The sequence below is a fragment of the Endozoicomonas arenosclerae genome (assembly GCF_001562015.1).
Taxonomy (GTDB): domain Bacteria; phylum Pseudomonadota; class Gammaproteobacteria; order Pseudomonadales; family Endozoicomonadaceae; genus Endozoicomonas_A; species Endozoicomonas_A arenosclerae.
The window spans coordinates 1-11561 of the sequence record NZ_LASA01000142.1 but is presented as its reverse complement, the minus strand read 5'-3'; the positions used below and the strand labels follow the sequence as shown (position 1 = coordinate 11561).

General features: G+C 47.6%; 12 protein-coding genes and 1 pseudogene. 7 read left to right on the top strand and 6 right to left on the bottom strand.

All coding sequences use genetic code 11. The annotated features are described in order from the left end of the window. Both WG89_RS32985 and WG89_RS21625 read left to right on the top strand, forming a co-directional pair. Positions 1 to 232: pseudogene (locus tag WG89_RS32985) on the top strand (hypothetical protein); the annotation flags it as partial. 122 nt (positions 233 to 354) lie between these two features. Continuing rightward, positions 355 to 999, top strand: a complete 645-nt coding sequence (locus WG89_RS21625; RefSeq protein WP_153301743.1) for a hypothetical protein — start codon at positions 355 to 357, stop codon at positions 997 to 999. 75 nt (positions 1000 to 1074) lie between these two features. On the opposite strand, the gene WG89_RS21620 is transcribed toward WG89_RS21625, so the two are convergent. The 5 genes from WG89_RS21620 to WG89_RS21600 form a co-directional block, all read right to left on the bottom strand. Continuing rightward, a complete protein-coding gene (locus tag WG89_RS21620; RefSeq protein WP_062269707.1) occupies positions 1075 to 1260 on the bottom strand; it encodes a hypothetical protein in 186 nt (61 codons plus the stop codon). Next, entirely contained in the window at positions 1257 to 1856 is a 600-nt protein-coding gene (locus WG89_RS21615; protein WP_062269704.1) for a fructose PTS transporter subunit IIA, read from the bottom strand. The genes WG89_RS21620 and WG89_RS21615 overlap by 4 nt, the downstream gene beginning before the upstream one ends. Before the next feature lie 17 nt (positions 1857 to 1873). Next, positions 1874 to 3565 (bottom strand): alpha-amylase family glycosyl hydrolase, encoded by a 1692-nt coding sequence (locus WG89_RS21610; protein WP_062269702.1) that lies wholly within the window; start codon positions 3563 to 3565, stop codon positions 1874 to 1876. A 16-nt stretch (positions 3566 to 3581) separates the two neighbouring features. Further along, positions 3582 to 6230, bottom strand: coding sequence for a glycoside hydrolase family 38 N-terminal domain-containing protein (locus tag WG89_RS21605; protein ID WP_062269700.1), 2649 nt, complete (start codon positions 6228 to 6230; stop codon positions 3582 to 3584). A 92-nt stretch (positions 6231 to 6322) separates the two neighbouring features. Further along, positions 6323 to 7729, bottom strand: a complete 1407-nt coding sequence (locus tag WG89_RS21600) for a PTS fructose transporter subunit IIC (protein ID WP_062269698.1) — start codon at positions 7727 to 7729, stop codon at positions 6323 to 6325. Between the two features lie 252 nt (positions 7730 to 7981). Between WG89_RS21600 and WG89_RS21595 the strand changes: the two genes are divergently transcribed. From WG89_RS21595 to WG89_RS21575, 5 genes are all read left to right on the top strand, one after another. After that, complete coding sequence (locus WG89_RS21595) at positions 7982 to 9091, top strand: hypothetical protein (RefSeq protein ID WP_153301742.1); 1110 nt, start codon at positions 7982 to 7984, stop codon at positions 9089 to 9091. Positions 9092 to 9200: 109 nt separating this feature from the next. Further along, positions 9201 to 9848, top strand: a complete 648-nt coding sequence (locus tag WG89_RS21590) for a MurR/RpiR family transcriptional regulator (RefSeq protein ID WP_062269695.1) — start codon at positions 9201 to 9203, stop codon at positions 9846 to 9848. A 79-nt stretch (positions 9849 to 9927) separates the two neighbouring features. Then, positions 9928 to 10452, top strand: a complete 525-nt coding sequence (locus WG89_RS21585) for a GNAT family N-acetyltransferase (RefSeq protein ID WP_062269693.1) — start codon at positions 9928 to 9930, stop codon at positions 10450 to 10452. Then, on the top strand, positions 10442 to 10876 hold the full coding sequence (locus WG89_RS21580; protein ID WP_062269692.1) for a bifunctional diaminohydroxyphosphoribosylaminopyrimidine deaminase/5-amino-6-(5-phosphoribosylamino)uracil reductase RibD: 435 nt from the start codon (positions 10442 to 10444) through the stop codon (positions 10874 to 10876). Before WG89_RS21585 ends, WG89_RS21580 begins: the two co-directional genes overlap by 11 nt. Positions 10877 to 10936: 60 nt before the next feature. Beyond that, the gene (locus tag WG89_RS21575; RefSeq protein WP_062269690.1) at positions 10937 to 11317 is read left to right on the top strand and encodes a cupin domain-containing protein; all 381 of its coding nucleotides are present in this window, start codon (positions 10937 to 10939) and stop codon (positions 11315 to 11317) included. A 54-nt stretch (positions 11318 to 11371) separates the two neighbouring features. Here the strand turns inward: WG89_RS21575 and WG89_RS21570 are convergent. Beyond that, on the bottom strand, positions 11372 to 11561 hold a 190-nt coding region (locus WG89_RS21570; RefSeq protein WP_172806883.1), incomplete at its 5' end, for a transposase.

The window sequence follows — 11561 nt, the reverse complement described above, 5'->3', positions numbered from 1 at the left end:
TCATTGGGCGGTGGAGAATAATCTGCACTGGATTTTGGACGTTGCATTTTCAGAGGACGCATGTCAGATAAGCACAGGAAATGGGGCTGAAAATTTCTCCATTCTGAGACGGCTTGCGCTGAACGCTATCAAAGCCAATAAGGGAAGTCGCAGTATCAAGAGTCACCGGAAGCTAGCAGGGTGGGACCATAAGCACCTGAAAAAGCTGCTTTGCTCAGTCGTTCTGAATTGATGCAATTGCCCTGGCTAGCAGAATACTTTTATTCTCTTCTTGATGAGGATTGGGACACTCATCATATAGCCAGAATTAAAGCCCTTAATAAAATCAGAGAACAGGATCAGGAAGGCTTGCTTATGAGCCAGGGTCATTCCATGCTGGAGTTTTTAGCCCTACACATCGAAAGTCGATGTTCTTTGAAAACCTTGAATTGGGTTCTAGAGAATAAAGTGGGGTTCTCTGATATCAAGGCTTTCATTCCAGGTACAATTGATAGAAATGATGTTTCCAGCGCTGTTCATCACTTAATCCGTTGCAGAAAAACTATCGATGAGCAAACTGCATTTACACGAAACTCAGCTTCACAACAGAGACATTGGAAAAAACAGCTTGATACTCTCGCAGGAAAAATAAAAGCCTTTATAGATCATGGTGCACATGTTTATGAAGAAGATATCTTCTATACCCTGTTTTGCCGTGAGTGGGATGGCTATCCTGAATTGCGTCAATCGGCCTGTCATCGCCTCATGAAGCAATACAGAGAAGAAGGTAAAGATCATACCCGGATTCTTCGAGAGTTAATGGGTCGATCAGAAAACATTTCAGCCAAGGGGGTTGATGATTTATTTTCAGGAGGTGTCATGCCGTCATTCACCCATGAAGAGTTACTTCAAGTCCAGGAACTAATGGAGCATGACGCTATGTATCAAACAGAATTTTACCGTACACTCAAAGAACATTACTGTGTACAACAGGGCTCCCAAGCTCGATATACTCCATAGAAAAGCGCTCTAACGTATCAATAAAGATCATCTGATCACTAAGTTTACTTTCATCACCCAGCATCTGAGTCATTTTTAAATGGCATCAATACTGTCTTCAAAGACAGCATTAACGAGTATCCGATTTGCAACGATTACAATTTCCAGATTCATAAGACATACTTTCTGATCAAAATCTTTATCCAGACGAACTGTGTGTATTAAAACAGGATGATTCAAAAACAGTGGCCAGCCCGGTGCCAGCCACTTTAAAAAGATCACATCAGTGCAAATAGCCCCAGAGCAATAGCTATGCCACCAAGAATGAAAGCGTAATAGGCTTTGCTGCTGTGATCTTCAACAGGAGTAGCAAGTGTCTCAGTGCTGCTTTTGACAGTAGATTCTACTTCAGCTTCTTCTGCAGTCTCTCCACCAAACAGAGTCAGCACTTCCTTGGCTGATTTGGCCTTTAACAGTTGCTCACGGAACTCGTCTTCAACCAGAGAAGAAGTCAATTCAGTCAACACTTCCATATGCGTGGAACCCGCTTCTGCCGGAGGAATGGCCAGCAGGAAAATCATCTTGACCGGTTCATCGCCATCCAGTCCCTGCCACTGCAGGTCGTCTTTGACAAAGGCTGCAGCAAAAACCGCTTCCTTGACTGCTTCGGACTTACCATGGGGAACCGCCAGTTCTTCTCCCAGAGCGGTAGGACCTTCATGTTCCCTTTTCATCACTGCATCAAAAAAGGTTTTCTGATCACTCAGCTTGCCTTCATCCGCCAGCAGCTGGGTCATTTTTGTGATGGCATCAATACGGTCTTCAAAGACAGCATCCACCAGTATCAGGTTCTCAGAGGTTAAATTAGCCAGATTCATAATGCATACTCCCTGAATTAGATCTTTACCCAGACAAACTGGTAGGGTTTCAGAGTGAGCTCACGACCCACTCCGTCACCTGAAACCAGGTCAATACCGTCGCTGCCCAGTTCGATGGCCTGCTCATCACTCGTCATGTTGACTGCAAACGTAATACTCTCCAGACCTTCTCCACGCTGCAGGGCAAACACACCTTTGCCCAGGTCCAGTACTTTCTGGGCACTGTCTGGCGAGAAAGCTTTCAGCGTCTTACGAATACTCAGCAAACGAGTCAGTTCCTGATAAACAAGCGATCTAAGACTGCCGGACTGAGCCAGTTCAGTTTCAAGCTGGTTGAGCTCCAGCTTCTCGCGGTTGATGCGGCGGTTAATGCCGGAAGACTCCATGCCTTCAATATCATTCTCACTACCGAGGAAGCTGTGGTAATAAATGGCCGGAACCCCAATAAACGACAGCAGTACAGACTGGGCTGCCAGGAACTTTCTGGCTTTGGTTTCCACATCGTCTGCTGGGTCTGTCAGGGCACTCAGGTAGTTGATATTCAGCTCATAAGGAGACTGACTGCCATCGGTATTAGCCTTGAAGTTAACCTTACCGCCTTTTCTGAAGGTTTCAGATACCAGAAATTCACGTTCACTGTCGTTCAGAATACCTTCTGTAGGACGAACACCTACGCCATCATGACTGGCCAGGAAGTTAAAGAAAGTGGTTTTCGAAGCCCTGAACTCCGGAGCCATGGCTTCACGAGTCAGATCAGCGGCCCATTTTGATAGAGTTGTACTGTCTTCACGCAAAAAAGCATGAAGCGTCAAGGGTGGCAGCGGGAACTGATAAACCATGTGCGCCTCATCCCCCTGACCGAAGTAAGAGATGTTTTCCTTGTGGGGAACATTGGTTTCTGTGATCAGCAAAGTGCCCTCTGCCACTTCATCCAGAAGCAAACGCCAAAGTTTAATGATTTCATGAGCTTGAGGCAGGTGGATACAGCTGGTTTTCAGCACTTTCCAGATAAATCCGATGGCATCCAAACGGATAGAACGTCCACCATTGGCGGCATACATCATCAGGATATCAATGCTTTCCAGCAAGACTTCTGGTGCCGCAAAGTTGATGTCGACCTGGTCTTCACTGAAAGTGGTCCAGACGTTAACCTCGCTGCCATCCGCTTTAGTAAAAGGTGTCAGAAGAGGCAAAGTTCTTGGGCGAGTCACCGATGAATAATCCGCAGCCGGATCTGCCTCAACAAAATAGTTCTGGTACTTTTCTTCACCGGCCAGATAACCCTGGAACCAGTCACTGCTTTTGGAGATGTGATTGATGACACAGTCATACATCAGATCAAACTGTTCAGCCAGAGCATTCAGTTCTGGCCAGTCACCCAGTTCCGGATTCACCTTCCGGTAATCCACCACACTGAAGCCATCGTCAGAGGTGTAGGGGAACATAGGCAGAATATGAATATTGCTGATCGCATCTTTCAGGTAGCGATCCGCGAACGTCTTCATGGTTTTCAGAGTCGGCTCATCGACTTTCTGAAAACTGTCACCGTAAGTGATCAAATAACTGGTGCTCTCATCCACCCAGGGCTTAAAAGTAGGCACCTGCCCTTTCCACTTTTCGACCAGTGACAGGATATCGCCGGTAATGGCCTCTGCCCGATCTTCACCGTAGAGCAGTGCAACTTTCTCGTGAATGCTATTAGCTAACATAATGACTTCTCTACTCTCATTCGCTCAGGGCTGACGGGTCAATCACCAGTTTCAGGTCCAGGGTGTTCATAGGACGACAAATGGCCTCTTCAACCTCAACCGGCTGCTCACAGTAGTTAACGACGGAAACATCGGCAAACTCATAGAACTGGGCCAGATCAACGTTCACCTCTGTATCTCCGGCGTTGAACAGCCGCAGTAACAGGACATTTTCGTCGTTGAGAGAATGGGAAATACTGGAGACTTCCAGATCTTCCTGGACACTGACCAGGCTGAACTCACGGGCAAGGACTTTCTGGTCAAAGCTGACCTGGAAACGCTCAAGACGGTTTTCAAAGCTGTTCAAACCCTGCTTCTGATAAGCAAAGGGACGGCTCAGGTAATCGGATTCCTGCTCACGAACGGTTTTGTGGCTTGCGTCTTCGGTCAGGGCCAGGGCAAAACTGAATGTCATGCATTTCTGCAATTGAGCATCCGGCGTATAAACAACGGTGTTGTTGATGCCTGATGCACGACCCGGTCTCCAGGCCAGGTTATCATTGCCGAGCACCCCCACGGACTTGAACAGGGTCAGAGCGACTTTATTACAGCCTTGAGCGGATGCTTCCAGAATCTGGAACTCTTTTAATCCCCTGCCAGTAAGAACCATGGCCCTGCCCTGCTGAGCCAGAGCCACAGCCCCTTCAGTGGTTTCTATATCTACGGGCGCTTCACGATACTGCTTCTCCCAGCCTTCAGCAGGCTGATTGACCACTGGACGACTGATCACACCGAACGGCAGAGTACTGATGGAGTTTTCAGTATGGATATCGGAATTCACCAGTAGACGAACACGGTGGTCTTTGACCTGATTAAGGGTTTCAATGGTCACTGCCAGCTGGGTTGCATCTTTCTCCAGAGTCAGAGTCAGGTTGAAGCCAATCTCGCTTTCTCGCTTACCTTTTTGACGTTCAGCCATATCGCCAGGAACCGGCATATTGAGCCACAGTTTCATGACCTGAACCGTCTCTCCCCTCTGAGTTTCCAGCCACTCAAAGCCTTCAGACAATATGGCCTGATCACCTCGTAATGGAGAGAAGTCGTAGGAATCACCGTCGTCGGCTACGTTTTCAAACTGGAAGAGTTCCGAAATCTCACGACCGGATGTTTTATCCAGCAGCGTCAGTTGACCGTTTTCCAGCTTCAGGCAGTAACGATCATTTTCAATACGCTGATGATCAACAGCCTTCGCTTCAGGTGTTGATTCAGAAGATTCCAATGAGTAGATCCGATAACCCATAGCGGGCAGCTGATCCACTTCAGCCTTCAGCTCAAAACGGTAGTAAGGCGGTACCGGGACTTCCTTCTCTCCGTCTTTAGTGACCTCTATCACCTTGCCACCGTCGAGTGTTTCTCGATAAAGGATTTCGGTGGGGACAACCTTGTCACCCTGCTTAAGCTGAATAGACTCAAACTTGCTGAACACCACCAGATTCACCAGTCCAGTGTAGGGTTTGACACGGTTATTAAAGACCATGATTTCAGACTCAGCGCACACCTGACTGGCTATTTCCTTGATGACAAGGTTGTACAGGCCATGACAGATTTCCTCGGCCTGTTTCAGACGGTGCATGATGTCGGCATTGGTGGCATCGCTGTTACACCCGCCCATACTGTCGTGGGCATGACACTCAATGATTTTCTTCCAGGCAATGTCGATCAGCTGAGTATGGACCCGAATGCCGCTGGCTTTAGCAATGGCCACCACAGGCTCCAGCTTTTTCAGCAGGAACTGTTCAATTTCAAAGTTCAGCTTTTTAATGTCATAACGCACGGAACCAATGGTTTTATGGATACGTGCATAGCGAGGTGCTTTGAATTCACCCACGTAGTTTTCAAAACGGTCCTGCTGTCCTCTCAGGTAATCGACATAGGCTTCCATGGAAGAAATCTGGTAGATGTCGTCTGCCGGGGAGCGCTCTGTTGCTATTCGCAGGGTTTCTGGCAGATTCGGATCAATGTTCACCTGGTCACCCCCGGAAGGAATCAGGACTTCATCCAAACCGGACAGAGCCTTGATCTTCTCAACCATGGGGAAGATCTTTTTATCCAGGTGTGCAGGTTCTGCAACAATGTTTTTCGCTGCGCCATAACCGTGCACCAGATTACAGGCAATAATGTTGTCACCACCCAGGGAGGTCCAGATGAAGTTGGACTTTTCGACCTGCTGATCGAAATCAATGCCACGCCAGAAAATAATGTTGTCGATGCCACAGCCTTTAAACAGAGTAGGCATCTGGGCATTGTGGCCAAAGGTATCTGGCAGGTAGCCCACTTTCATGCTGTGACCCAGACTTTCAGCCACATGCATGCCGTATTTCAGGTTACGAATGATGGACTCACCGGCCACATTGAAACTGTCAGTCTGGGTATACCAGGGACCGATTAACAGTTTCCTGTCACCCACCAGCTTTGCCATGCGATCGCGCATGTGGGGCAGCACTTTCAGATAATCTTCTACGATGGAGGACTGGCCATCGAGATGATACACACTGTAGTCAGATTCGGTTTCCAGCGTCTCAATGACTTTGGTGAAGTTGTAGGTTGCCAGGACATCACTGTCCTGCTGGGTGAAATACCATTCACGATCCCAGTGCGTGTGAGGCAGCACATGAACTTTAGCCATAGGGAATACTCTCAATAATCACGGACGATACAGGCTGCTTTGTCATTGTGCTTCTGGCAGCCTGCTCGCAAAATTCAGTAGACGATTGTCTGTTATCGTTCAGCGGAGGCTTCCACCGGCTTGCTGCAGAACAGCAGGGCAACGGCTATGAACATGGAGCCGACCAGGACAGAAAAGGTGTAACTGACCGGATCAGAAGAAAGGAACCAGCCCCAGACTGCAGGCAGTGGCAGGCTCTGCCACACATCCAGCAGCACAGCCACCTGAGTGCCGATGATAGAACCCAGAATCATGATCGGGATCATTTTCGGGTTCTTCAGAATGAAAGGAATAGCGCCTTCGGAAATACCGATCAGGCCCAACATCAGGGATGTTTTACCAACAGTTTGTTCTTCACTGGTGAACACCCGGGCGCGGAAACGACCATCCAGAAGCGCTGCAATACCGACACCTATAGGAGGAATAACAATACCCAGCTCGCGCGCAATCAAGTCGAAAGTTTCGCTCATGCCATTCAGACCCAGAGCAACTGAACCTGCCGCCTTATTGACAGGGCCACCCAGGTCAAATGCGGTACCCGCAGCGATCACCATGGAATAGATACCACGGCCTGCGTCGCCTGCTTGAGTGAACACCTCGATCATGGCCATGTTCAGTGCGCCAAAGATCGGGTTAATGACATACTCCATGGTCAGCACCATGACGACACCACTGACCAGAGGCACCAGCAGCATGGTTTTCAAAGTGGTCAGCTCAGTTTTCACCTTGATGGTGTTGTTGAGATAACGCACCAGATAACCCACCAGGAAACCAATGGCGATGGCCCCAAAGAAACCGGAAGGTGCCCATTGCTCAATGTCAAAAAAGCGCTTATAAACTTCGTCTGACATGACGCCGCCAATAAAGGCAGGAATCAGTGCGGGTTTACCGGCAATGGAAAAGGCTACATAGGCGGCAAAGATCGGGTACATGAACTTGATGGTCATGAAACCCAGCATGTCCAGAGTCTGAAAAGGCGTACCCTGGATATCAATAAACTCGCCCGTGATTTTCGCCACAGCCATCAGCAGACCACCCAATACCACAACAGGCAGCATGTAGCTGATACCGGTCATGATATGGCCAATAAATACCTGATAGGCAGTGCGTTTCTCTTCGCTGGTGAATTGAGCGGTTGATTTGCCTTTCTTCAGGTTAAAGGCTTCTGGCAGGAGGGTCTCAACGTTTTTGATCAGTTCCTGAGTTCGGACTTTTAACAGTTTGACGCCATCAAAACGCTCTTCATCAGCGATAGGTACGTCAACAGCCAGAACCACAGCGTCGGCAGAAGCAATATCCTGTGCAGTCAGCCGGTTTTTGACACCGTCACTGCCCTGGGTTTCTACCTTGACTTCATAGCCCTGCTTTTCAGCCCAGGCCTGAATCTTTTTTGCTGCCATGAAGGTGTGTGCAATGCCTGTTGGACAGGCTGTTACAGCAACCAGTTTTTTCTGCGCCATGGTTCTATAACCCACTACTGTATGAATGCCATGGAGTATAAAAAGAGCCTAAAAGACGAGATAAGGTTTTGTGGTACTAGTGATGTATCGTGATACTCACTCTTGAACCGGCATACCTGTTTCATCATAGCGAAGTAAGCAAAAACCCCTAAAAGTTAACAAATAAATCCATACACCTCTCCGTTTTTAAACTAGTTTGAACACTTCTTGATGGAGACAAAAAAACAGCCATATTCATAAGAGAGGTGTTCTTTGAATAGCAAGCATCACTTTCCAATTCGGTTATCTCGCGCCGCTGAAACTGCATTGATACTTCTGACCATCATACTAAGCCCGGCAGCCTATTCCTCACCTACACTCTGTGAGCAATATGGTCAGAGAGTAAACGAGGCCAATGCAGAGGCGAATCAGGGTGGCGCTTATGGAGAGATGGTGGACGGTAAATGTGTAATCACTGTCGGACCACAGATACAGCTCAATCATAAGGTCACGTTGCAAGATGCCCAATTACCCATCGTTTTGAAGCCTATTAGTGCTTCAAGTCAAGAGACAACTGAGAGTACACCTAGAAAAGACGTAGATATCTCATTCATATCCCCCTCTGTCACTGAACCATCCTCAAAGAAAGACATTTCTTATCCGGTGTTTTCGCCCAGAGCCGGAGAGGATGACGATGACGGCTCAGATGATTTTCCACCGGATGATCCTACCTTGATGGCAGCTCCGGGCTATGAAGAAGAAGTATTGTTAGAACTTCCGGCCAGTGTCGTTATCGAAAATGGATTCATTATTGACCGCTCTCAACTCAAACCCACCAGCAATGGTTGTTATCACTCAGGTCTTGCCCTTGTTGGAGCGCTGATTACAGGTGATGTATCCGGTGTTGGTTTTTCAGATGTGGAGATTCCAGCATGTAATGGGTTCTATGCGGGAGGACCAGACTTTACCGTCCCTGATAACAAGTTCCGGCAAGCACCTAAAAATAAGGGCGCTACCGGAGGTGGTGGAGCAGTCAAAGGAAAAGGCGGTAAAGGGAGTGGCCAGACTCAGAAAGGGGGAACTCATGGAAAACCACCCAGTAAAGGGGGAGCTCAGGCTGGCGGAAATGGAGGGGGTAGAAACCCTCGAAATAACATCGATGACATTAAAGGGAAATACCCGGATGATGACCACTTCAAGAGTATTGCAGGCGCGATCAAGGCACTAAATGCCAACAAGGCGGCAGGAAAAGGAGCCGCTAACAACCGGTCATCCATTGCCCAGATAAATCAAGGCTGGGGCAGGCTTTCAAAGGCACAGCAGGACGCATTGAAAGGCACCCAGGAATTTCAAAATATCAGAGGCATGCTGAGCGTACGCTGATCGAACAGCAGGGATGCTATTAAAATTTTGCGCCCCTCTCGCATTTATTTCATGGAATGAACAAATTAATATGATTCGCTCATAATTTTAGTTGTACTGCTTTGTCACTATGAAATCCTTCCAGGGTACCGAAAGAATCATCTACGAGTACATTCTTAACCACGTGAATGAACTGGGAGAGATTTCCGCCAAACAAATAGCAGCCATAGCTCATAGCAATACCACCTCGGTCAACCGTGTCTGTAAAAAAATCGGTTATGCCAGTTATACAGAACTACGTTACTCCCTGCCCCACGATCTCAGAGAAGAAGACAGTGAAACGGAAGCGGATTCAGAGAGAAATGCCACCATTGAAAGAATGACCCAGGCTATGAAAAAGGTTCGGGTGGTTTATCTTTATGCCCGTGGTGGCTCTATTGTCAGTGTCAGCTATCTCTCACGGTTTTTATCCATTGCTAATATTCCTCACCTGGTCATTACGGATATTCATCAACTGGCTCTGGCCAGTGAAGGCCTGGTTCTACTTATCAGCAAATCAGGTGAGACCCAGGCAGTGATTGATCTTGCCCATAATGCCAAGCGAAAAGGCATGAAGGTATTTGCCATAAGCAAGGATGGTTCAACCCTCAGTCATGTCAGTGACTTTAATATTCAATTAAATGAACCTGTCAGTGGCCTGTCACTATACAAGCGAGAGAGCCAGATTCGTATTCTTGAAATTATCGATCAGGTTGGCTGCCAGCTATTGAGTAGCTGAAAGGCTCTGAAAAACAGGGATTTTTGTTTTTATCCATGGCAGGATAACTATCAGGGATTAACAAACAGAGTCTGATATTATGGATAAGACGATAACGACAGACCGATTATTGCTCAGAGCATTTACCCTGGAAGATTCACTTCGAGTGAAAGAGCTGGCCGGTGAAAAAGAAGTCGCCAGAATGACAGAGAATATTCCTCACCCCTACCCTGACGGCCTGGCAGAAGAGTGGATCGGCCGCCATGAAATCTTACGCGAGAACCAACAGGCTTTTGTTTTTGCCATAACACTGCAATCCAATGGGGAACTGTTGGGAACAGTCAGTTTATTCAATGTTAGCCATACGGATGCCGAACTTGGCTTCTGGCTGGGTTTGCCTTATTGGGGTCACGGCTACTGCTCGGAAGCAGGTCAGGTACTGATCGCAAAAGGCTTTGAGCAGTTACAATTGAGCCAGATCAGAGCCCGGACTCTCACCAGAAATAAAAGATCAGAAAAAGTGTTACTTAAATTGGGGTTCCGACCTACCTCGGAAATTCTGGAGAAAGTAAAAGACGAACTGGAGACTGTGAAATATTTTGCTCTAAGCCGAAATGAACGTTAATCCACTCCACCACTTTATGAATGAAGCCATATTGGAAGGACGTAAAGCCAGAGAACACTGTGCCCCCAATCCTCCTGTGGGTTGTGTGCTGGTGCGTAATAACCGGATTATTGCTCGAGGGCATACCCAGCCACCGGGTCAGGATCATGCCGAAGCCATGGCTCTTGGGCAACTGCCCGAAGCTTCAAGCAGTATGACAGCTTATGTGACACTGGAGCCGTGCTCCTTTCATGGCAGGACCCCATCCTGTGCCAAAACCCTGATCCAAAACGGTGTTGAAACTGTCTATGTTGGTATGATCGATCCGGACCCCAGAAACAATGGCAAAGGAATCGAAATGTTGAGATCCGCCGGCATTCAAGTACACCTGGGTATGATGAAAGACATCATTGAACAGGATTTGAAAGACTTCCTGACTGGCTGATGCAACAGAACAGGCTGACATCACTTGTTTAAAGGCTGAATAAGAAAGAAGTACAGCGTAATGAATAAAAGTAAACCGCTCTCACTGCACAGAGCATTTTCAAAACTGAAGGCAGCTCCTGACAGAACGCCACACTCAAAAGATATTGATGAAGCATTCTGTCAGTTGGCAGATTACCGGGATGGTGGCATTTTTCTTGCTCACTATGCTGGCAACAGTGAATGGGAAAGGCATCCTGATGATGAAATGGTCATGGTCATTGAGGGCAGAACCACGATTTTTCTTATAGAAAAGGGTGAAGAGCAAGCCCATTCCCTGGAGCAGGGAGAACTGATCGTTGTGCCGGCTTTAACCTGGCACCGCTTTGAATCACCGGACGTTGTAAAAATAATGACCATTACACCACAACCCAGTGATCATCAGATCCATTTCCCAAAATAACCAATGAACTACCCCGCAGCAAGCTGCGGGGTATCCTCAGTGCAACTTGAGTGGTCAGTCCATAAACAGACTGATTTGGTTCGGACTTATTTCCTTCCGGTGTAGCTGCTTGCACTCCGCATTGCCTTGGTTTTTGACATAATTTGCAATTACATCTTCATTACCATGCTGGCCGACAGTATTCATAAAATATCCTGAACTCCAGAATGCTCCACCCCATAACTTTTGCTTAACTTCAGGGTTT